Origin of the sequence: Agreia sp. Leaf283 (assembly GCF_001422485.1) — a bacterium.
Classification (GTDB): domain Bacteria; phylum Actinomycetota; class Actinomycetes; order Actinomycetales; family Microbacteriaceae; genus Agreia.
The window spans coordinates 374,939-397,291 of record NZ_LMNF01000003.1 but is presented as its reverse complement, the minus strand read 5'-3'; the positions used below and the strand labels follow the sequence as shown (position 1 = coordinate 397,291).

19 protein-coding genes are annotated in these 22,353 nt (G+C 68.0%); 10 read left to right on the top strand and 9 right to left on the bottom strand.

Annotated elements, in window-relative coordinates; translation table 11 throughout:
• Positions 1 to 21: 21 nt before the first annotated feature.
• Positions 22 to 1,653 (bottom strand): ABC transporter substrate-binding protein, encoded by a 1,632-nt coding sequence (locus tag ASF51_RS15520; RefSeq protein WP_055931809.1) that lies wholly within the window; start codon positions 1,651 to 1,653, stop codon positions 22 to 24.
• 120 nt (positions 1,654 to 1,773) lie between these two features.
• On the opposite strand from ASF51_RS15520, the gene ASF51_RS15515 reads away from it, so the two are divergent.
• Complete coding sequence (locus tag ASF51_RS15515; protein WP_055931806.1) at positions 1,774 to 2,367, top strand: TetR/AcrR family transcriptional regulator; 594 nt, start codon at positions 1,774 to 1,776, stop codon at positions 2,365 to 2,367.
• Between the two features lie 148 nt (positions 2,368 to 2,515).
• Entirely contained in the window at positions 2,516 to 5,227 is a 2,712-nt protein-coding gene (locus tag ASF51_RS15510; protein ID WP_055931803.1) for an amidase, read from the top strand.
• A gap of 65 nt (positions 5,228 to 5,292) precedes the next feature.
• On the opposite strand, the gene ASF51_RS15505 is transcribed toward ASF51_RS15510, so the two are convergent.
• Complete coding sequence (locus ASF51_RS15505) at positions 5,293 to 6,732, bottom strand: helix-turn-helix transcriptional regulator (protein ID WP_055931800.1); 1,440 nt, start codon at positions 6,730 to 6,732, stop codon at positions 5,293 to 5,295.
• Positions 6,733 to 6,866: 134 nt separating this feature from the next.
• Here ASF51_RS15505 and ASF51_RS15500 point away from each other — a divergent pair, with 134 nt between their 5' ends.
• From ASF51_RS15500 to ASF51_RS15475, 6 genes are all read left to right on the top strand, one after another.
• A complete protein-coding gene (locus ASF51_RS15500) occupies positions 6,867 to 8,765 on the top strand; it encodes a phosphoenolpyruvate carboxykinase (GTP) (RefSeq protein ID WP_082480167.1) in 1,899 nt (632 codons plus the stop codon).
• A 102-nt stretch (positions 8,766 to 8,867) separates the two neighbouring features.
• Positions 8,868 to 11,480: a valine--tRNA ligase gene (gene valS, locus ASF51_RS15495; RefSeq protein WP_055931796.1), complete on the top strand. Its 2,613-nt coding sequence runs from the start codon at positions 8,868 to 8,870 to the stop codon at positions 11,478 to 11,480.
• A 31-nt stretch (positions 11,481 to 11,511) separates the two neighbouring features.
• Positions 11,512 to 11,961, top strand: a complete 450-nt coding sequence (locus ASF51_RS15490; RefSeq protein ID WP_055931793.1) for a GNAT family N-acetyltransferase — start codon at positions 11,512 to 11,514, stop codon at positions 11,959 to 11,961.
• Positions 11,962 to 12,002: 41 nt separating this feature from the next.
• Positions 12,003 to 12,620 carry a hypothetical protein gene (locus ASF51_RS15485; protein ID WP_055931791.1) on the top strand — a complete coding sequence of 206 codons (618 nt, stop codon included), beginning with the start codon at positions 12,003 to 12,005 and terminating at the stop codon, positions 12,618 to 12,620.
• Positions 12,617 to 12,865, top strand: coding sequence for a hypothetical protein (locus ASF51_RS15480; RefSeq protein WP_235497281.1), 249 nt, complete (start codon positions 12,617 to 12,619; stop codon positions 12,863 to 12,865). The genes ASF51_RS15485 and ASF51_RS15480 overlap by 4 nt, the downstream gene beginning before the upstream one ends.
• The gene (locus ASF51_RS15475) at positions 12,862 to 13,797 is read left to right on the top strand and encodes a siderophore-interacting protein (RefSeq protein ID WP_082480163.1); all 936 of its coding nucleotides are present in this window, start codon (positions 12,862 to 12,864) and stop codon (positions 13,795 to 13,797) included. The genes ASF51_RS15480 and ASF51_RS15475 overlap by 4 nt, the downstream gene beginning before the upstream one ends.
• On the opposite strand, the gene ASF51_RS15470 is transcribed toward ASF51_RS15475, so the two are convergent.
• From ASF51_RS15470 to ASF51_RS15455, 4 genes are all read right to left on the bottom strand, one after another.
• Positions 13,760 to 14,947: a benzoate/H(+) symporter BenE family transporter gene (locus tag ASF51_RS15470; protein WP_200926141.1), complete on the bottom strand. Its 1,188-nt coding sequence runs from the start codon at positions 14,945 to 14,947 to the stop codon at positions 13,760 to 13,762. The two genes, ASF51_RS15475 and ASF51_RS15470, sit on opposite strands and share 38 nt — an antisense overlap.
• A 19-nt stretch (positions 14,948 to 14,966) precedes the next feature.
• Positions 14,967 to 16,244, bottom strand: coding sequence for an ATP-dependent Clp protease ATP-binding subunit ClpX (gene clpX, locus ASF51_RS15465; protein ID WP_055931783.1), 1,278 nt, complete (start codon positions 16,242 to 16,244; stop codon positions 14,967 to 14,969).
• A 168-nt stretch (positions 16,245 to 16,412) separates the two neighbouring features.
• On the bottom strand, positions 16,413 to 17,093 hold the full coding sequence (locus tag ASF51_RS15460; RefSeq protein WP_055931780.1) for an ATP-dependent Clp protease proteolytic subunit: 681 nt from the start codon (positions 17,091 to 17,093) through the stop codon (positions 16,413 to 16,415).
• A gap of 33 nt (positions 17,094 to 17,126) precedes the next feature.
• Complete coding sequence (locus ASF51_RS15455; protein WP_055931777.1) at positions 17,127 to 17,738, bottom strand: ATP-dependent Clp protease proteolytic subunit; 612 nt, start codon at positions 17,736 to 17,738, stop codon at positions 17,127 to 17,129.
• Between the two features lie 138 nt (positions 17,739 to 17,876).
• On the opposite strand from ASF51_RS15455, the gene ASF51_RS15450 reads away from it, so the two are divergent.
• Positions 17,877 to 19,169, top strand: coding sequence for a DUF445 domain-containing protein (locus tag ASF51_RS15450; RefSeq protein WP_055931774.1), 1,293 nt, complete (start codon positions 17,877 to 17,879; stop codon positions 19,167 to 19,169).
• Between the two features lie 145 nt (positions 19,170 to 19,314).
• Here ASF51_RS15450 and ASF51_RS15445 read toward each other — a convergent pair whose 3' ends face one another.
• The 3 genes from ASF51_RS15445 to ASF51_RS15435 all read right to left on the bottom strand — a co-directional run bounded on the left by ASF51_RS15445 (position 19,315) and on the right by ASF51_RS15435 (position 21,662).
• Positions 19,315 to 20,061 (bottom strand): hypothetical protein, encoded by a 747-nt coding sequence (locus ASF51_RS15445; RefSeq protein WP_157412186.1) that lies wholly within the window; start codon positions 20,059 to 20,061, stop codon positions 19,315 to 19,317.
• Positions 20,062 to 20,475: 414 nt separating this feature from the next.
• Positions 20,476 to 21,249, bottom strand: coding sequence for an aminoglycoside 3'-phosphotransferase (locus tag ASF51_RS15440; RefSeq protein WP_235497280.1), 774 nt, complete (start codon positions 21,247 to 21,249; stop codon positions 20,476 to 20,478).
• Between the two features lie 23 nt (positions 21,250 to 21,272).
• Positions 21,273 to 21,662, bottom strand: coding sequence for a hypothetical protein (locus tag ASF51_RS15435; protein ID WP_055931768.1), 390 nt, complete (start codon positions 21,660 to 21,662; stop codon positions 21,273 to 21,275).
• 60 nt (positions 21,663 to 21,722) lie between these two features.
• On the opposite strand from ASF51_RS15435, the gene ASF51_RS15430 reads away from it, so the two are divergent.
• Positions 21,723 to 22,316: a TetR/AcrR family transcriptional regulator gene (locus tag ASF51_RS15430; RefSeq protein WP_055931765.1), complete on the top strand. Its 594-nt coding sequence runs from the start codon at positions 21,723 to 21,725 to the stop codon at positions 22,314 to 22,316.
• Positions 22,317 to 22,353 lie beyond the last annotated feature (37 nt).

Below are 22,353 nucleotides of genomic sequence, written 5' to 3'. Positions count from 1 at the left end.
CGAACTCTATGCCAGCCGCTGCTACTTCGTGACGTAGGCCCCGGAGAAGAGCGGCCAGCCGTGGATGTCGACCTCGACGCCGCCGACCTTCTTGCTGGAGGCGAGGATGTACTCGGGCACGTAGAGCGGAACGATCACCGCGTTCTCGGCGTTCCACTGCTGAAGCTGCGTGTACAGCTCGGCCCGCTGCGAGGCGTCGGTCGTGGCGACGGCCGACGCGAGCGTGGCGTCGATCTCCGGGTCGCTGAGGTGCGAGGCGTTCTGGTAGCCACCCGTTCCCAGGTGGCTGCGCAGCACGTCGGCATCGGCCGACAGGAAGCCCCAGTCGGTGAGGTCGTAGTCGCCCGCGAGGTACGCGTCGAGGTACGCGCCGGGCTCGAGCTGGTCGTGCACGACCTCGAAGCCGATCTTCTTCAGTCCGTCCTGAATGAGGTTCGCGAGGTTCGCGTTGTCCTCGTTGACCGGCGTGTACGAGATCCACCGGGCGCTCAGGCGCTCGCCGTTCTTCGTGCGGTACCCGTCGGAGTCGCGCTCGGACCAGCCCGCGGCATCCAGAGCGTCGTTCGCCGCGTCGGCGTCGAACGACGCGCTCGTCTCGAGGGCCGCGTCGTAGGAGTCGGGGGTGGTGGGGCCGAGGATCGAGTAGGCCCTCTGGTAGCTGCCTGCGAACACGGCCTTCACAGCGGCATCGAGGTCGAAGCCGCCGGCGAACGCCTTGCGCACCTCGACGTCGGAGAAGACGGGGCGGGTGACGTTGAGGTAGAGCGAGTACGGCACACCGGGCGACTCGGTCGAGGTCACGGTGAACCCGTCTCCGATCTGGCCGAGGCTCGAGGGCGCGGTGTCGCCGATCACGTCGACCTGGCCCGACGTGAGCGCGCTCGTGCGAACGGAGCTCTCGGGCAGGATCTTCACGTCGAGCTCGTCGATCGTGGCGGGTCCCTGCGCGGCGGCACCCTCCGGGGCCCAGTTGTAGTCGGGGTTCTTCGTGTAGACGAGCTCGCTCCCCGGCGTGTACTCCGACAGGATGAACGGGCCGGAGCCGACCGAGATGCCGGGGCCGCCGGCCTTCAGCTCGTCGGCATGCTCCGCGAGCACCTTGGGCGAGTAGAAGCCGAGCTCCACCGAGGCGGCGTTCGCGAGGAACGGGGCGTACGGCTGCGAGAAGTTCACCCGCACGGTGCTGTCGTCGATCACGTCGGTGCCCGCGTAGTACTCGCCGCCGATGAGACTGGATGCCTGGGCCGACTCGGTGGCCGGGTCGACGATGTGGTCGAAGTTCGCCTTGACGGCCGCCGCGTCGAACTTCTCGCCGTCGGAGAACGTGACGTCGTCCCTCAGGTCGAACGTGTACTGCAGTCCGTCGTCGGAGACCTGCCACGAGGTCGCCAGCCAGGGCACGATGGTGCCGTCTGCGTTCTGCGACACCAGGGAGTCGAACACGGGCCGCTGCAGGATGGCGTTGATATCGAGCTGCGACGAGTGCACGTCGAGGTGCCCCACGGGGTCGACGTCGACGCCGAACGTGATCGTGCCGCCCTCGGTCTTCTCGCCCGAGCCGGCGGGCGTCGAGCATCCGGCGAGCACGAGGGCGGCCGCGGTGACGAGTGCAAGGGAACCCGCGATGCGGAACGGGCGATGGCGCGAAAACATGGTGGACTTCTCTCGGGTGGGGATGCCTCGATCGGGAGGCGCGGGTTCCAGCCTAGGCGCTTTTAAATAGACTCAGCCCAATAAAGCGAAGACCGAGGGCGAATACCGAGAGGACCTGCCGTGACCGATGCGCCGCGACCCACCCGGGGGCGACCGCGGCTCGGATCCGCCTCGCTGCTCGAGGAGGCCGCCTTCGAGTTGTTCCTGGAGAACGGCTTCGCCGGCACGACCGTCGAGCAGATCAGCACGCGGGCCGGCGTGAGCCGCAACACCTTCTTCAACTACTTCACGGCGAAGAGCGACGTGTTCTGGGTGGGGCTCGACGCGAGCATCGACCGCGTGGAGGCAGCGCTCGATGCGCCGACGCCAGGCCCGCCGACGCTCGGAACGCTCCACGACGCCCTCCTCGGGGCCGCCTCCCTGCTCGGACCGTCGGACGTGCCGTGGGTGCTCACCCACTTCGAACTGATCGGCAGCACCCACGAGGTCATGGCCAGCGTCATCGGGCGGGCGACACGGCTGTCGCACCTCATCGAGCGCGCGGCGTCCGCCTCCGTCGAACCCGCACTCGCCCGCAGCCTGTCCTTCGCGTGCGTGGGGGCGGTCGTCGCCTCGATGATGAGCTGGGCCGAGGCCGGTCCGGATCGGGGCATCCTCGCGCCCCACCTCGAGCGGGCGCTCTCGCCTCTGCTGGCGGGATTTGCGCACGTATAGCAGGGCGCGGGCTGTCTGTGCCGAATTCGATCACTTGATCAGGTAACACAACCGAAATACGTAGGAAACCCACGGCGCACTGCCGCTGGATAGCTTCTCTCTGGGGGCGCCGATCGTGCGAGCCCGACTCCAACGAGAAGCGAGAAGCATGAACTCCATCGCGCGTATCGGGCTGCGCAGTCCCGAAGACCGCCCGCATCACCGACGCCGCAGAGCCGGCCTCGGATTCGTCATCGGAACGACCGTCGTGATCGGGGCGCTGGCACAGGGGCCCGCCGCTCTCGCCGTGACCTCGGTTCCGCCGGCGCCCTCGGCTCCAGCGACGACCGTGCCGCAGTGGCAGATCCAGGATGCCGTGCGCCCCTCCGTCGACACCGGAAGCATCAGGGGGGTCACCAACTCCCGCATCGACGGCTTCGGCAACATCTTCGTGCGGGTGTCGAGCACACCCGAGCCGCGCCTGAACGGCGAGATGATGCGCGGCTTCGGACTGACCCTCACGGGCGACACCTTCGAGACCACCGCGGCCGTCGAGCTCGGGGCGATCGACATCACCCGGGAGGTGCGGGTCGATCCGACCCAGAACAGCGCCCGGTTCTTCGATACCTTCACGAACACATCAGACGAGCCCGTGACGGTCGACGTCTCGTTCGGCGGCAGCCTCGGCTACGGCAATCCCACCACGAGCACGTTCTCCCCGATCACCGCCACCGCGAGCGGCGACACGACCATCGGCGCAGACGACGCGTGGACCCTCGCGGCCACGTCCGCCACGAATCAGCGGCCCGTGGGCGTCGTGCTCGGCAGCCCCGCTCCCTTCGCCGGTGCACTCACCTCGGTGGGCAACCAGCAGCTCGGGCCGTTCGACAACGCCTACGACCCCACCACCAACGCCGCGAGCTTCTACGGCTACATCAACACGGTGATCGTGCCCGCGGGCGAGACGAAGTCGCTCGCGCGGTTCGTCACGGTCGGAGCCGCGGCAGCCGACTCGCAGCCCGCGGAGGCGACCAGGCTCGCCGCCCTCGCCCTCGCCCCCGACTTCACGGGCCTCGACGCCGCCGAGATCTGCAGCCTGAGCAACTGGGACCTGACGCTCGTTCCGGGAGTCGACGCGACCGCCTGCGTACCCGGCGCCCTGCCGATTCCCGACTCGCCCGCCGTGGAGCAGCACTTCACGACCTCGAGCTACGACGTCGTGAACAAGTCGATCGCCGAGCTGCGGGCCGACATGGTCTCGGGTGTCACGACGAGCGAGCAGATCACCCAGGCCTACCTCGACCGCATCACCGCCTACGACGGCGGACAGCTCGGCCTGAACTCCTTCCTCCACGTGTCGGAGACCGCTCTCGAGCAGGCGAGGACGGCCGACGCGGAGCGTGCGGCCGGCCGCACGGGCGACCTGCTCGGCGTTCCGATCGCCCTGAAGGATCTGTACGACACGAAGGACATGCCGACGACGGGCGGAACTCTGGCGCTCGAGGGCTACCAGCCGACCACGGACGCATTCCAGGTGGCGAAGCTGCGCGAGGCGGGTGCCGTGCTGATCGGCAAGACCAACCTCTCGGAGTTCGCGAACTCGGGCAGCTTCAGCGACAGCGGATACGGGCAGGTCTGGAACGTGCTCTACCCGTCGAAGACCTCGTTCGGGTCGAGCGGCGGATCGGCCGTCTCGGTCGCCGCCAGCTTCACCGCGGCCGCCCTCGGCACGCAGACCGGCGTCTCGCTCTACGCTCCGACCACCGGCTCGAGCCTCGCGGCCTTCCGCGGCACCGATGGGATGGCCAGCGCGGCGGGTGTCATGCCCCTCAGCTACATCCAGGACTACGCCGGGCCGATCGCCCGCGACGTCACAGACCTGGCGTCGCTGCTCAACGCGACGGCCGGAACGAACCCGGCCGACGCGCTCACGGCGGAGGCGGACACGCGCAAGCCGGCGGACTGGAAGACGGCCCTCGACACCGCCGCATTGCAGGGCGCCCGGATCGGCTACCTGCCGAGCGCGTTCGGCGACGCCGGTGCGCTCACGACAGAGGACGACGGCACACCCGAGGCGGCGCTCGCGAAGCTGTCCGAGTTCGAGGCCGCCGGCGCCACTCTCGTGAGGATGCCGAACGCACCCACCGCCAGCCGAGCGCCGGGCGGCAGCCTGAACGCGGAGGGCTGGGCACGCTACATCGCCGACCAGGCGGCGTTCCCGTACGCCGACGGCAACGCCCTTCTCTCGTCACCGCTCGTGCTGCCGTACAACCTGCCGTCGCAGCCGGGCACGGCGCAGCGAATGACGGAAGAGCAGGTGACCGCCTACATCCAGTGGCGCACCGACTACAAGGCGCTCATCGCCACGTGGATGGACACGAACGATGTCGACGCGGTCGTCTATCCCGGCTTCCTCAGCGACGTCTACAACAACGACGCCGCGTCCGCCGCTCTGAGCTCCGACCGAGGCACCGGCGTGCTGACGTCGACGGTCGGCCTGCCGACCGTCATCGTTCCGGTGGGCGTCAACGACCGCGGCTACTCGATGTCGATGCAGATCGTCGGCAGAGCCTGGAGCGATGCCGAGGTTCTCGGCATGGGCTTCGCTCTCGAGCAGCAGGCAGACGCGCAGATCACTCCGACGATCGTTCCCGCGCTCGAGCTGCTGCCCGGCACCGAGCCGCCGACGACGCCCACGACACCGGAGACCCCCGCGACGCCGGCAGAGCCGGCCGCGCTGCCCGACAACGCGGGCAAGGTCACCCTCGCGGCGACGGGAACGGACGCGGGCAGCGGCGTGCTGTCGGCGCTCGCGCTCGGCCTGCTCGGAGCCGGAGTGTTCGCGCTGGCCCGCATCCGGCGACGCGCGGCGCGTCGCTGACCGGCCACAGGCATCCGGGGCGCCCGGCCTCGTCGACCGGACCGGTCGACGAGGCCGGGCGCTCGTCATTGCCCGGAGTGCGACTCCAGGAACTCGTAGACCTCGAGGGTGTCGACGCCTGGGAACTCGCCCTGCGGCAGGGGAGACAGGATGTGGGCGTGCAGCCGCGCGCTCGGCCACGCCCTGTCCCTCCAGCGCCGGGCGAGCACGTCGTCGGGCCGTCGACAGCACGACTCGTCGGGGCACCGCGACTGCGCCCTCACCGTCGTGTCGCGCCCTCGGAACCACTTCGCCTCGGCGAACGGCACACCCACACTGATCGAGAACTCCCCCGCGTCGGTCTTGCCCGTCTGCGTCGCGCACCAGAAGGTTCCGTCCGGGGTGTCGGTGTACTGGTAGAACTCCGTCGTGCGGTTCGTGCGGTGCAGCGCCGCCCGTGACGCCCAGAAGCGGCACACGAGCTGCCCCTCGACCGCACCCGTCACATCCATCGGCAGCGCGAGGCCGTCGTTCTCGTAGGCCTTCTGGATCGCGCCGTCGTCGGCCACCCGCAGGAAGTGCATCTTCAGGCCCAGCTGCTCCGTGCTCAGGTTGGTGAGCCGCAGGGCCGCCGCCTCGTGCGTCACCCCGAACGCGTCGCGGAAGTCCTCCACCGACAGGTCGTGGCGCTCCTTGGCCGCACGCAGGAAGCGCACCGATGCGTCGTGCGGCATGAGGCAGGCGGCGGCGAAGTAATTGATCTCGAGCCGCTGCTGCAGGAACTCGGCGTAGCTCTCGGGAGCCCTGTGCCCGAGCAGCCTGTGCGCCATCGCCTGCAGGGCCATCGACCTGAGGCCGTGCCCGCCCGGAATCGACGCCGGCGGAAGGTAGATGCGGCCGTTCTCGAGGTCGATCACCGAGCGCGCGGAATGGGGAAGGTCGTCGACGTGGATCAGCGTGAAGCCGAGGTTCTGGGCCATCAGGCTCACACTGCGATGGGTGAGCGCCCCGCTGGTGTGACCGACCTCCGCGAGCGCCTCCGTGGCGATCCGCTCGATCTCGGGCAGGTAGTTGTTGCGCTCGCGCATGCGCATGCGCAGCTCGGTGTTGGCCCGTCTGGCCTCCTCGGGGGTCGCGACCGAACGTTTGGCGCGACGGATGAGCTCGCGGTGCAGGCCCACGAGCGACTCGAGGGTCTCGATCGGCAGGCTGCGCGAGGCGGGCACGACGGGCAGCCCGAGTGTGCGGTAGAGCGGGCCGAGCTGCGCCCGCGACAGCTCGATCTCGAGCGCCGTACGGGCATCCGGCGCGTCGCCCGAGAGCAGATCCGTGAGGGGAACGTCGAGTTCGGCGGCGATGTTCTGCAGAAGGGCGAGCCGGGGCTCGCGTCGGCCGTTCTCGACGAGCGAGAGCTGGCTTCCGACGACGCCGACGCGCTCGCCCAGCTGGTCGAGCGTGAGCCCGGCGTTCTTGCGATGGTGCCGGATGCGACGCCCCAGCGTGATCAGGTCGGTTTCGGCGGCCACATTGCCCTCCTGTAAAGATCGTCGTTTCTTTTCGATCGATTCTTCAGAATCTACGCCGATACGGGCCCAGTGTGGAGATCAGGAAGATATTTCCCCACCTCGCACGCCACGACCGACGGATTCGAAGGAGAATCATGACCCTGCTCGCACCCCGTTCGACGCCGACCGCGGCACAGGAACCATCGGCACAGAAACCATCGGCACAGTCACTCTCGGCAGAGACACTGTCGAACCACGACATCTCCGACTGGGTCACTGACGTGGCCCGACTCACCGCCCCCGACGAGGTCGTCTGGGTCGACGGCTCCACCGCCGAGTGGGACAGGCTGACCAAGATGATGGTCGCGCAGGGAACGCTGATCCGGCTGAACCCTGAGTGGCGCCCGAACAGCTTCCTCGCGCGAAGCGACCCCGCCGACGTCGCGCGGGTGGAGGATCGCACCTTCATCTGCTCCGACGACCCGAACGACGCCGGCCCCACGAACAACTGGCGCGACCCCTCGATCATGCGCCTGGAGCTGTCGGAGCTCTTCTCGGGAAGCATGCGCGGACGGACGATGTACGTCATCCCGTTCTCGATGGGTCCGATCGGCGGGGCGCTGTCGCAATACGGCGTGCAGATCACCGACTCCCCCTACGTGGTCGCGAGCATGGCGCTGATGACACGGATGGGCACGGCGGCGCTCGCCGGAATCACCCCGGGCACGCCGTGGGTTCCCGCGCTGCACAGCGTGGGCGTTCCCCTGGTCGGCGACGACGGGGTTCGCCGCGAGGACTCGGCCTGGCCGCACAACGACACGAAGTACATCTGCCACTTTCCCGAGAGCCGGGAGATCTGGTCGTTCGGGTCGGGCTACGGCGGCAATGCGCTGCTCGGCAAGAAGTGCTTCGCCCTGCGTATCGCCAGCGTGATGGCCAGGGACGAGGGCTGGCTCGCCGAGCACATGCTCATCGTGCGGGTCACCTCGCCCGAGAACAGGGTCTTCCACCTGGCCGCGGCCTTCCCCTCGGCCTGCGGCAAGACCAACCTGGCGATGCTGGCGCCCACAATCCCGGGGTGGAGGGTCGAGACGGTCGGCGACGACATCGCCTGGATGCGCCCGGGACCCGACGGTCGGCTGCGCGCCATCAACCCGGAGCGCGGGTTCTTCGGCGTCGCGCCCGGCACGGGGCCGGCGACCAACCCCACCGCCACGGACACGATCTGGGGAAACACCATTTTCACCAACGTCGCGCTCCGCGACGACGGCGACGTCTGGTGGGAGGGGCTCACGGCTGCGCCGCCGGCCCACGCGACGGACTGGCAGGGGAACGACTGGACCCCGGCATCCGGAACCCGCGCCGCGCACCCGAACGGCCGATTCACCGTCGCGGCCGAGCAGTGCCCCTCCATCGCCGACGACTGGAACTCGCCGGAGGGCGTCGTGATCGACGCGATCCTGTTCGGCGGGCGCCGACCGAGCACGGTTCCCCTCGTATCGCAGGCCGCATCGTGGCAGCAGGGCGTCTTCATGGGAGCGACGATGGCGTCGGAGACCACGGCCGCGGCGACCGGGGAGGTCGGCCTGCTGCGTCACGACCCGTTCGCGATGCTGCCCTTCGTCGGGTACAACATGGCCGACTACTTCGCGCACTGGATCGCGATGGGAGAGCGGCTCGGCGAGCACGCTCCGCCCGTCTTCTCGGTCAACTGGTTCCGCACCGACGCCGATGGCCGGTTCATCTGGCCCGGGTTCTCTGAGAACGCGCGGGTCATCGAGTGGATCGTGCGGCGCCTCGAGGGCGATGTGGATGCCCGCAGAACGCCGATCGGCGGCCTTCCGCTCGAGGGCGACCTCGACATCGACGGCCTCGACCTCGACACCGACGCGCTGGCCGCCATCATCGGTCTCGACGCGGCCGCGTGGCGGCGCGAGGCGGCGGCCATCGCCGAGTACTTCGACACCTTCGACGCGGAGCGGTTTCCGATCGAGCTGCACCACGAGCTCGACTCCCTGACGCGCCGGCTCGGCAGGGCGACAGTGCCCGACTGAGGAGGGCCGGATGGCGCGGCGCGGGTACCGGTATCCTTGAGGAGACAATCAGGCACCTCACCATCGACACGGTGCCGCCCATACGAAAAGGACGTCTCCGCCGTGACCGACACCGTGCCCTCCTCCATTCCCGCGAAGCCCGTGCTCGAGGGGCTCGAGACCAAGTGGGCTGAGACCTGGGAAACCCAGGGGACGTATCTCTTCGACCGTGACGCGGCCGGCCGCGACGGCGTCTACTCCATCGACACTCCCCCGCCCACCGCATCTGGGTCGCTGCACATCGGGCACGTCTTCTCGTACACGCACACCGACGTCATCGCGCGCTTCCAGCGCATGCGCGGCAAGAGCGTCTTCTACCCCATCGGCTGGGACGACAACGGCCTTCCCACCGAACGCCGGGTGCAGAACTACTACGGCGTGCGCTGCGACCCGTCGCTGCCGTACGAAGCCGACTTCACGCCTCCGTTCGAGGGCGGCGACAACAAGAGCTCCAAGGCCGCAGACCAGAAGCCCGTCTCACGCCGCAACTTCATCGAGCTCTGCGAACGGCTGACGGTCGAAGACGAGAAGCAGTTCGAGGCCCTGTGGCGCGAGCTCGGCCTCTCGGTCGACTGGACCCAGACCTACCGAACCATCGGCGACGAATCCCTCCGGGCAAGCCAGCTGGCCTTCCTCGGCAACGTCGAGCGGGGCGAGGCGTACCAGGCCATGGCGCCGACGCTGTGGGACGTGACCTTCCGCACCGCGGTCGCCCAGGCCGAGCTCGAAGACAAAGAGCAGCCGGGCGCGTACCACCGGCTCGCGTTCCACGGCCCCGCCGGCGACGTCTTCATCGAGACGACCCGCCCCGAACTGCTGCCGGCCTGTGTGGCGCTCGTCGCGCATCCGGACGACCCGCGCTACGCCGACCTCGTCGGCACCACCGTTCGCTCCCCCCTGTTCGACGTCGAGATCCCCGTGGTCGCCCACCACCTCGCGCAGCAAGACAAAGGGTCGGGCATCGCCATGATCTGCACCTTCGGCGACCTGACCGACGTGATCTGGTGGCGCGACCTCGACCTGCCCATCCGCGCCGTCATCGGCTTCGACGGCCGCCTCATTTCCGAGGCACCGGATGCCATCACCTCCGAGACAGGACGGGACGCCTACGCCCAGCTCGCCGGCAAGACGGTGTTCTCGGCCAAGCAGACCATCGTCGAGCTCCTGCGCTCGACCGGCGAGATGATCGGCGAGCCCAAGCCCATCACGCACCCCGTCAAGTTCTTCGAGAAGGGCGACAAGCCGCTCGAGATCGTGTCGACACGCCAGTGGTACATCACGAACGGCGCACGCAACGAAGAGCTGCGCTCGCGCCTGCTCGAGCTCGGCAGCGAGATCTCGTGGCACCCCGAGTTCATGAAGGTGCGCTTCGACAACTGGGTCGGCGGTCTCACCGGCGACTGGCTGATCTCGCGCCAGCGCTTCTTCGGCGTGCCGCTGCCCGTGTGGTACCCCCTCGACGCCGACGGCAACCCCGTCTTCGACCAGCCCATCTTCCCCGACGCATCGTCGCTGCCCGTCGACCCCTCGTCGGATGCGGCTCCCGGCTTCGACGAGAGCCAGCGCGGCGTGCCCGGCGGCTTCCAGGGCGAGGTCGACGTGATGGACACGTGGGCGACGTCGTCGCTGACCCCCCAGCTGGCCGGCGGGTGGAAGCGCGACGAAGACCTCTTCGAGCGCGTCTACCCCTTCGATCTTCGCCCCCAGGGCCAGGACATCATCCGCACGTGGCTGTTCTCGACCCTGCTGCGCGCCACCCTCGAAGACAACGAGAAGCCCTGGAAGCACGCCGCGGTCTCGGGATTCATCGTCGACCCCGACCGCAAGAAGATGTCGAAGTCGAAGGGCAACGTCGTCACGCCCGCCGACGTGCTCGCCCAGCACGGCTCCGACGCGGTCCGCTACTGGGCCGCATCCAGTCGCCTCGGAACCGACGCCGCATTCGACCCGCAGAACCCGACCCAGATCAAGATCGGCCGCCGACTGGCCATCAAGATCCTCAACGCCGCCAAGTTCGTCTACGGCTTCGAGCTGCCCGAGGGCGACCACCAGGTCACCCACCCCATCGACCTGTCGATGCTCACGGCCCTCGACTCTGTCATCGCCACGGCGACGGAGGCGTTCTCGAACTACGACCACGCCCGCGCGCTCGAGACGACCGAGTCGTTCTTCTGGACCTTCTGCGACGACTACCTCGAGCTGGTCAAGGAGCGCGCCTACAGCGACGCCACCGAGCCCGCGGCCCGCGCGTCGGCCGTTCTCGCGCTCCGCGCCGCCACCGACGTGATGCTCCGCCTCTTCGCCCCGTTCCTGCCCTTCGCCACTGAAGAGGTCTGGTCGTGGACCCACGATGGCTCGGTGCACCTCGCACCGTGGCCGGTCGGCACCCGCGACGCGGCCGGTGTGCCCGCGGGCGGCGTCCCTTCGCACGAGCCACTGCTTCAGCTGGCCGGCCAGGCGCTCATCGGCATCCGGCGCGCGAAGACCGACGCGAAGGCGTCGCAGAAGGCGCCCGTGGCATCCGCTGTGATCGCCGCACCCGCCGAAGTGCTCGAGGTCCTCGAGAGGGCGTCCGACGACCTGCGCGCCGTGGGAAAGATCGAGGATCTCACCTTCCGTGTCGGCACTGAGCTTGTCGTCGAGGAGATCGTCTTCGCGCCCGATAGTCTCAACTGAGACAGCGTTGTCGCACACCCTAGGAGCAGCAGTGGCATTCACCATCAGACCCGTTGTAGACCGCGATTTCTTCGCCTGGCACGAGTTGTTCGAGGGCTACTGCGACTTCTACGAATCCCCCCTGCACGACGAGAAGGCCGTGCGCGCCTGGTCGTGGTTCACGTCGGAGAGGCGCCTCGCCGAGGCTCTCGTGGCCGTCGACGACGAGACCGGCATGCTGCTCGGCCTCGCCCATTTCCGTGAGTTCGTCGACGCCCTCGCGGGCGGCACGGGTCTCTACCTCGACGACCTCTACGTGCGTCCGGATGCGCGGGGCCGGGGAATCGGGTCGGCCCTGATCGAGCGGGTGCGCGAGATCGGCGACGAGCGCCGCGCGTTCGTCGTGCGCTGGATCACCGCGGAGAACAACGAGACCGCCAGGCGCCTGTACGACCGGGTCGCGCAGAAGACCGAGTGGGTCACGTACGATCTGAAGGTGTGAACCGACGGAGTGAACGAACCGACCCGAAAGGCCAGGGGATCGTGAAGAGACCGGTACTGCTCGCGCTCGCCGCCGTCGCGGCGATGCTCGCCCTCACCTCCTGCGCCGGCTCGGGAGACTCTTCGACTCCGACACCGACGCCCACCTCGTCGGCGGACGACATCCAGGGCGGCACCCAGCCGACCTCGAAAGTTCCGCTCGCCGCGTTCCCCGACTCGGAGGAGCTCGCGTCGTGGTGCCCGCTCGACGTCGAGGCCGTGCACCTGCACCAGCTGACGGCCACCGTGTCGAGCGCGGCGATCTGCTCCACCGAGCTCGGCGAAGACGGCTTCACCACCACGACTGTCAGCTCCGTGAGCGGCGGCCTCGATCAGCTCCTTGCGGCCTACGCGGTGCCCAATGCCCCGGTCGATCCGACCGTCATCTGCACACTGCAGCTGGAGGACCCGCTCCTCGTGTGGCTCACCTATCCCGGCGAACGCAGCTATCCCGTCTACGCCCCCGTCGGCCCCTGCGGCTTCCCGACCGACGAAGCCAAGGCCGCGTACACCGCGCTCGAGCTGACACCGGTCGTGTCGTTCACCCAGACGGACAGCGGCGTCACCACCACCGACATCGGTCTCGGCGCACCCGGGGACCCAGCCAAGGAGACCACATGATTCAGCTCGGAACCCGATGGGCCGTGGGAGACGAGACCCCGTCGCGACTCCCCCAGGTCGTCAGCGACGCCATCGAGGAGGTCGAGGCCGCCCTGGCGGAGGGCGACACCGACACCTCGGGCTGGAACTGGACGCTCACCTGGCTCGAGGGAAAGCCGGTCTGCGAGCTCGACGACGGCACCCTGGTCGAGTACGACCCCGATACCGATGAGGCGATCGTGACGCCCTACGACGACGAGGACTGACCCTGTTCGATCAGTCCCCCACCTCCCCCTTCCACCTCCACACCTGCCGAGTCGCGCGGATATCCGATCTCTCGCCCAGCTTCCGACGGTTCACTCTCACCGGCGAGCGGCTCGACTCGTTCGCCGACAACGGCTTCGACCAGCGCATCAAGCTGATCCTCCCCCTCGACGATCACGGCCTCTCCGCGATGCCGATGACCGACGACTGGTACTCCGCGTGGCGCGCACTGCCCGACGAGTTGCGCAACCCTATCCGCACCTACACGGTGCGAGCCGTGCGGGCCGCGTCGCGTCAGATCGACGTCGACGTGGTCGTGCATCCCGTCGACGGACCGGCATCGGTCTGGGCGGAGACAGCTGTCGTCGGAGACGAGCTCATCGTTCTCGGGCCCAACGCCCGCCACGACGGATTCCACGGCGGAGTCGACTTCCTGCCGCCTCCGCACGCCGAGCGCATCCTGCTCGCCGGCGACGAGACAGCGCTTCCCGCCATCGCGGCCATCCTCGAGCGACTCCCGCCCACGGCATCCGGTCGCGCGATCGTCGAAGTGCCCCACGCCGACGACGCCGCCTGCGTGTCCACGCACCCCGGATTCACGGTCGACGTGCTCCCGCGCAACGGCCGCGCGCACGGCGAGCTGCTCGTGCCGGCCGTGCGGGCCGTGGCACCCACCCTGCTGCGCACGGCTCGAGCATCCTCCGCCGATCAGGGCGAACTCGTCGACGTCGATGTCGATCACGACCTGCTGTGGGAAGTGCCCTCCGACGACCACGGCGGACCGGCCCAGCAGGATGCACCGCTGTATGCGTGGCTCGCCGGCGAAGCGGGCGTGATCAAGACCCTGCGCCGCCACCTCGTGAGCGAGCTGGGCATCGATCGCAAGAGCGTCGCCTTTATGGGGTACTGGCGTCTCGGTCGGGCCGAGGGCTGACCCGCGGCCGACCGACCGTAGTAACGATCATGACGATCGCGCCCACGAGCAGGCCCCAGAACGCGGAGCCGATGCCCACGATCGACACACCGGACGCGGTGACCAGGAAAGTCGCGATCGCGGGGATGCGACGATCGGTCTGCTCGAGCGCGCTGACCAGGCTCGTGACGAGCGCCCCGAGCAGGGCCAGACCGGCGACCGCGGTGATGAGGATGGGCGGGGCCGCCGAGATGAGTGTCGTCGCCACGCCCGCGCCCAGACCGAACAACACGTAGAGCGCCCCGGCGGTGACCGACGCGGGCCACCGCTTCGTCGAATCGGGATGCGAGTCGGGGCCGGCCATGATGGCCGCCGTGATGGCGGCGAGATTGATGACATGGCCGCCGAACAACGCGCCGAGCATCGACCCGACGCCCGAGCTGACGAGCGCGGGACGCGGCGGGACCGTATAGCCGAAGGTCGACATGACCGCGAAGCCCGGCACGTTCTGACCGGCCATCGTGACGATGAACAGCGGCAGGCCGAGACTCACGATCACCGCCGGGTCGAAAGACGGAACCACGAACTGCAGGGTGGGCGCGAGCGAGGCGCCCTCGAGCATGGAGCTGCCGGAGGTGACGGCGATGCCGATGGCGGCGACGAGCATGGCGGCGGGAACGGCCCATCTCGGCGCAAGCCGGTAGAGCACGAGCCAGGTGACGATCACGGGGAGCGCCAGCCACGGGATCTCGACCGCCGCGGTGATGGGAGCGAGGCAGATGGGGAACAGGATGCCCGCCAGCATCGCGCTGGCGATCGGGCGAGGGATGCTCGTGATGGCCCTGCCCAACGCCGGCCAGAGGCCGCTGAGAACGATCAGCGCTCCGCACGCGAGGAACGCCCCGACGGCGGCCCCGAAGTCGTCTGTCACTGCGGCGGCGGCCACCAGCAGCGCGGCACCCGGTGTCGACCACGCGAACGAGATCGGCATTCTGTAGTGCCACGCGAGCAGGATGCAACAGAGCCCGCTCGTGACGCACACCGCCAGCAGTCCTGACGATGCCTGCGCCTCGGTGGCGCCGACCGCCCTGAGGCCCGCGACAACGAGCACGAACGAGCTCGCGAACCCGGTGATCGCCGAGACGACACCCGCCGAGACGGGCTGGATCACCCCAACGGCGTCGCTGTCGCTACGCCGACTTTTCGGCACGGACGGGCTTGCGCGGAACGATCGTGGGGGCCGCGTTGTCGTTCACGGACTCACGGGTGACCACGACACGCGCCACCTCGTCGGTCGAGGGGACCTCGAACATGATCGGGCCGAGCACCTCTTCCATGATCGAGCGGAGCCCGCGGGCACCCGTCTTGCGCAGCACCGCGAGGTCGGCGATGGCCTCGAGTGCCTCACGGTCGAATTCGAGTTCGACCCCGTCGAGCTCGAACATGCGCTGGTACTGCTTGACGATCGCGTTGCGCGGCTCGGTGAGGATCTGCATCAGCGCGGTCTGGTCGAGCGGCGTCACCGTGGTGACCACGGGGAGACGACCGATAAATTCGGGGATCAGACCGAACTTGTGCAGGTCTTCGGGCAGCACGTCGGAGAAGAAGTTCACGTCTTCGCGCTTCGAGTGCAGGGGCGCGTTGAAGCCGATGCCGCGCTTGCCCGCGCGCTCGGCGATGATCTCCTCGAGCCCGGCGAAGGCGCCGGCGACGATGAAGAGCACATTCGTCGTGTCGATCTGGATGAACTCCTGGTGGGGGTGCTTGCGACCGCCCTGCGGCGGAACGGACGCGACCGTGCCCTCGAGGATCTTGAGCAGCGCCTGCTGCACGCCCTCGCCCGAGACGTCGCGTGTGATCGACGGGTTCTCGGCCTTGCGGGCGATCTTGTCGACCTCGTCGATGTAGATGATGCCCGTCTCGGCGCGCTTGACGTCGTAGTCGGCGGCCTGGATGAGCTTGAGGAGGATGTTCTCGACGTCTTCGCCGACGTAGCCCGCCTCGGTGAGCGCCGTCGCGTCGGCGACGGCGAAGGGAACGTTGAGCCGCTTCGCGAGGGTCTGTGCCAGGTAGGTCTTGCCGCAGCCGGTCGGGCCGATCAGCAGAATGTTGCTCTTGGCGAGCTCGATCTGGTCGCCCTGCGTCTCTGCCGGGCCGATCGTGGTGCGCGCCTTGGTGCGCTTGTAGTGGTTGTAGACGGCGACGGAGAGGGCCTTCTTGGCGGCCACCTGGCCGATCACATACTCTTCGAGGAAGTTGAAGATCTCTTTCGGCTTGGGCAGCTCGAACTCGCCCGCCGCCTCGTCGCCCGCCTCGGACAGGCGCTCCTCGATGATCTCGTTGCAGAGCTCGACGCACTCATCGCAGATGTACACGCCGGGGCCGGCGATCAGTTGCTGCACCTGCTTCTGGCTCTTTCCGCAGAAAGAACACTTGAGCAGGTCGGCGCTTTCTCCGATGCGAGCCATGCCGGCCTCCTGTCGATGACGATTGATTCGAGCCTAACCCGTGCCACCGACATCCGGGGCGCGGCACCGCCAGAAGCGGCTCATGTCGTAACAAAAAGGGCCCTTCGACAGGCTCGGGGAACGATTGCCTCGTTCCCTGAGCCCGTCGAAGGGCCAGATAAAACAGACCTACTTGACGAGCGCCGGAAGGTTCTTGCGCGAAGTCAGGACCTGGTCGATCAGACCGTACTCGAGGGCGTCGGCCGCGCTCATGATGTTGTCGCGGTCGATGTCCTTGTTCACCTGCTCGCTCGTCTTGCCCGAGTGGTGAGCCAGGGTGTCTTCGAGCCAGGTGCGCATGCGCAGGATCTCGGCCGCCTGGATCTCGATGTCGGATGCCTGGCCGCCGCCCTCGCCGCCACCCGCGGAGGGCTGGTGGATGAGGATGCGCGCGTTCGGCAGTGCGAGACGCTTGCCGGGCGAGCCGGCGGCGAGAAGCACGGCGGCGGCCGAGGCCGCCTGGCCGAGGCAGACCGTCTGGATCTGCGGGCGGATGTACTGCATCGTGTCGTAGATCGCGGTCATCGCGGTGAACGATCCACCGGGAGAGTTGATGTACATCTCGATGTCGCGGTCAGGGTCCTGGCTCTCGAGAACGAGGAGCTGGGCCATGATGTCGTCGGCCGACGCGTCGTCGACCTGCACGCCGAGGAAGATGATGCGGTCCTCGAAGAGCTTCGCGTAGGGGTCCTGGCGCTTGTAGCCGTAGGCCGTGCGCTCTTCGAAGGTGGGGAGGATGTACCGGTTCGACGGCGACGTGCCGTTGCCGTAGGGCGAGCTGTACGCCGCGCCGAATGCTGGAGTGTTCATTCTTCTTCTCTGTTCGTCTTGTCTCGGCGGAACTTACTTGGACTCACTGGGCACGACGTCGGCCTCTTCGGTGCCGCCACCGCCGGCGACGTCGGACGCGAACTCGCGCACGTGGTCGACGAATCCGTACTCGAGGGCCTGCTGGGCGGTGAACCAGTTGTCGCGGTCGCCGTCCTTGATGACCTGCTCGATGCTCTTGCCGGTCTGCTCGCTGGTGAGCTCGGCCATGCGACGCTTCATGTCGAGGATGAGCTTCGCCTGGGTCTGGATGTCGGCGCTCGTGCCGCCGAATCCGCCGGACGGCTGGTGCAGCAGCACACGGGCGTTCGGCGTGATGTAGCGCTTGCCCTTCGTGCCCGACGACAGCAGGAACTGGCCCATCGACGCGGCCATGCCGATGCCAACGGTGACGATGTCGTTCGAGACGAACTTCATCGTGTCGTAGATGGCCATGCCCGCGGTGATCGATCCGCCGGGTGAGTTGATGTAGAGGTAGATGTCGCGATTGGGGTCTTCGGCGGCGAGCAGAAGGATCTTCGCGCAGATCTCGTTCGCATTGTCGTCGCGGACGGCACTGCCCAACCAGATGATGCGGTCCTTGAGTAGTCGGTCAAAAACACTGGATACCAGAGCCGGTTCGGCCATGTGATTGCTCCTCTATTACTTGCGTGATCTCGAATCTACTGGAGGCCGCCGCAGCCGGTGCCGTTGTTCGCCGTAGGCAAAGATTGGCACTGCCGCCGTAGGCAAAGATTGGCGGCGAACCCGCCTTACGATGAAGCCATGGCCACCCCGATCGCCGCGCCCGTCGCATCCACCCCCCTTCTCTCTCAGCGCGACCTCGAGAAGCTCGCCGCGCTGCGCGGTATGAAGCGTCTCGCCACGGGCCTGCTGGTGATCATGGCCGTCATCTTCGTGGTGGCGTTCGCACTGCAGGAGCGCTACGAGTGGCTGCAGTACGTGCGCGCCGCGGCCGAGGGCGGCATGGTCGGCGCACTCGCCGACTGGTTCGCCGTCACGGCGCTGTTCCGGCATCCGCTGGGCCTGCGCATCCCCCACACCGCCATCATTCCCACGGAGAAGGACCGCATCGGCGTGACACTCGGCGAATTCGTCGAGACGAACTTCCTCTCGCGAGAGGTGATCACCACGAAGCTCCGCTCGCTCGGCGTCTCGCACGCCGTCGGAACGTGGCTCGTCGATCCGGCCCACGCCACGCGGCTCACCTCGGAGGCCGCCAATGCCGCACGCGGATTCCTCTCCCTCGTCGACGACGACACGATGCGGGAGGTCATCGAGGAGATCGGGCGACGACAACTGATCGATCCGGCCTGGGGGCCTCCGCTCGGGCGCATGACCTCGACCTTCGTCGACGGCGGGCACCAGGGCCAGGTCGTCGATCTGCTGGTCGAGCGGCTCCACGAGTGGCTCGAGCGCAACCCGGATGCCTTCGGCCAGGCCGTGAGCGAACGGCTGCCCAGCTGGATGCCCTCCTTCGTCGACCGGGTCGTCGACGACCGTGCGCACCGGGAGGCCCTGAAGTTCATCTCCGCGGTCAGGGACGACCCGAACCACCAGCTGCGGATCGCCATCGACGAGTACCTGCGCAGGCTCAGCGACGACCTCCAACACGATGAGGCCACCATGGCCAAGGTCGAGGAGCTGAAAACCCAGGTGTTCGACAGCCCGCAGGTGCGCGACCTCGCGGGCCAGGCCTGGAATGCGGCGCGCACCGCCCTGGTGTCGTCGCTCGAGAACCCGGCGAGCGAGCTCCGCACGCGCCTCAGCGAGGCGGTCATGCAGTTCGGACACTCGCTTCTCGAGGATCCTGTGCTGGGCGAGAAGGTCGACCGGTGGGTCGAGGATGCGGCGGGATACCTCGTCGAGACCTACCGCCACGACCTCGCCGCGATCATCTCCGACACGGTGCGCGGATGGAACGCGGAGGACACCGGACGCAAGATCGAGGTGGAGGTCGGCCGCGACCTGCAGTTCATCCGCATCAACGGAACCGTCGTCGGCTCCCTCGCCGGACTCGCCATCTTCACGGTCGCGCACGCGATCTTCGGCGGCTGACGCCTCGCCACCCCCGCCCGTCGGTGTCGCCACTGTCACCATCGAGTCGGCGCGAAAGCACCGAACGGCCCGATCACGGGTGCATCTGCGACGACTCGATGACGGCGTTGGTGCATATGCGCCTAGTGGATGTCCGTGCAAGGGTTCATGGGCGCCAACCGGCGTCGCGAAGGGCCCCTTCGATCCGGGCGACCGCGGCCTCCGGGTCGCCGAAAAGCTGTCCCTTGCGCACACGGATGGGCGTCCATTTGTTGCGAACGAAACCCTCGATCCGGAGCATGTCCTTGTTGTACTGCACGGAGTCGGTGCGATGCTGCTCGCCGTCGTACTCGGCAATGACTCGAAAGTCTCGAAAGAGACTGTCGGCTCGGCCGAGGAACGTGCCTGACGCGCTGAAGACATCGACGTTGAGTTCGGGCTCGGGCAGTCCGGCACGCATCATGTGCAGGCGGAGGATGGTCTCCGGACGAGACTCCGCCCCCTGCCTGATATCGAGAAGTGCACGTCGAGCCGCCCTGACATGCCGCCCCGAGTAGGACTTCACACGATCGGTGAGCTGCTCGATCGTCGCGTAGGGACGAGCCTCACCCGGCTGAGCCTTCTTCGGCACGAGGATGAGGTGGTCCCCTGCGGCGACCAGGTCGTCGTGCGAGAGCACACCGGCGAGGTGGCACCACGTGGAGGCTGCGTCCGTGAAACGGAATCCATATCTCCTCTCAATTCGGATGCCGGTGTCGGTGAACGCGTGGCCTCGGACGCCGCGCGCTCGGCTGGCCCGATTCGGCGACATCCGGCCCACGTGCACGCCCTCCGACCGGCGGAACTCATCGGGCAGAGGTATGCGCCACATCCGAGCTGCCGTCAGGCCGCAGAAGAATTCGTCTGCACGCATGCGCACAAGGTAGGCCAGGCACAAGCCATACAGTCCGTGGATGCCACCCCGCCGGACTCGAACCCCGTGGAACGGCCGCTCGAGGTCTCGTCCCCGCATCCGCTGACGGCCGAGACCCGCGTGCCGCCCTTCCGCAACCGAGAACGACCGCCCCGTCAGCTGGGGTGGAGGGCTACACGACGAGGCATCCCGACATGGTGCCCCGTCTTCGCCGGTGCTTGTGCGTCTCTCCACAGGGCAGCACGATGCGTCGAGTCGTCGCAGAGGCACCGAAACCCACCGTCATGCACCCCTTTACGCCGACTCGATGACGTCGGGCTCATCGAATCGGCGGAAATGCACCGATCAGGCGAGAGGTGAGTGCTTTGGCGCCGAGTGGATGCGTCGGGCTGGGGAGGAGAAGTGCAGCGACGGTCAGGTGGCGGCCCAGAGAGCCCGGTAGTAGCGGATCCGGGTCTCGTCGCGGGCGACACCGTACGCGTCGAACATCTCCGACTCGAGGAGCTCTCCCCCGTCGTAGTTCCACTCCAGGCTCCACGTTGCCACCGCCAGGTCGGCCCAGCGATCGGCGACTCCCAGCGAGCCCAGGTCGACGTGTCCGGCGAACGATCCGTCGTCTGCGATCAGCGTGTTCGGGGCGCACGCATCTCCGTGACAGACGACCAGCCGATCGACGGGAGGCGCAGCATCCAGGGCCACGGGCAGATCGAGACCCGCAGCCCTCGCTTGCGCTACGCGGCTCGTCGCCGACCACGAGTAGAGGCATTCCTGCACCGGCAGTCGATCGTGCAGCTCGCGGAGTCCGGTACCGATGGCGCGAGCGGCCACGCGTGAGGCCGCATCGTTCGACACGAAGCGTGTGTCGACCGCACTGTCGCCCGGCAAGGCGGCCGTCAGCATCCACGAGCCGGTCGAATCATCACCTGAATCCATGACCCGAGGCACCCGAGCGAACGGGCCCGCCCAGCCGAGCCGCGCGACCTCGGCGTCGACACGGGGCGTGCCCGTCGGCATCCATTTGACGAAGCGAGCGGATGCGCCGGACGAGAGCCTGAACGTGAGACCGCCGAGCGTGTTGCGCCAGACCGGGGTGATCGAGTCACCCCCGGCGAGGCGTTCCACGATGGCGGGAACCGGAACCGGTCCGGTGGGCACCGCGGCAATCTCCACCACTCGAGTCTGCACCACGCGTGTCAGTCGACGACCTCGCGTCAGTCGATGACGTCGAGGCCCGCGAGATCCGGTACCCGCAGAACGCCGTCGACCCGCTCTATGGCAAGGGTTGCCACGATCACCGCGTCGTCCATAGGAAGGATGCCCTCGATTCGGTACGAGTCCCGAGCGGCGTTCTGTTCGGCGACCCGTTGCACAACGATTCCGGCCGCTTCCAGCGCGGCCACGTCGATGACCACGAGAAGCAACGGCAGCTGAAGGTCTCCGTAGATCGATTGCAGGACGCCGTCGATGCCTCCTGCCGTGGTCGCTCGGATATATCCGGCGTCGAAGAATCCCACGCCCCGTGTCGACACCTCGTATTCGCCGAAGTTGCCCGAGGCGCCCCAGTCGTCGGCGATGGCGACGTGCAGTATTCGTGAACCCATTCCAGCTCTCCTTCGTACGTCGTGAACAGCGTTAATGATACGAGCAAGTACCATTAGTGGATGACCACATCTCGAGGACGCATTCCGGATTCGCAGAGGTCGGAACGTCGTGCGCGAATGCTCGACGATGCCGTCGACCTCTTTTTGGCGGAGGGCTATGCGTCGACAAGCCTCGATCTCGTCGCGCAGCGCAGTTCGGCGAGCAAACGCACCGTCTACGCCTACTTCACCGACAAGGCGGGACTCTTCACCGCGGCCGTCGAACGGTTGCACGACAGGATCGCCGAGACCGCGGAGCAGTCCGCCCCGCTGCTCGAGCTCTGCACGTCACTGGTCGAGACGCTGCATTCCGATGAGGCCGTCGCCCTGCATCGGATCGTCGTCGGCGAATCGACGAGGTTCCCCGAGCTGGCACGGTCGTTCTATGTCGCCGGACCCGCCCGGTCGACGCAGCTGCTGCTCGCGGCCCTGCGAGCGGCCGGGTCGGGCCCGGATGCACCGGGCGCCTCGGATGCCGAGCGGCTCTACGCCCTGCTTCTCGGCGAGCCGCATCGCCGGCGGCTGCTCGGCCTCGCTCCCGCCCCGACGCCGGAGGATTCCGCCCGCCATGCCGCGGAGACCCTGCGCGCCCTCGGGCACCTGCCTGCCGACTGACCGCAGGCATCCGGCCGCGGAACGACGAAGGGCCCGG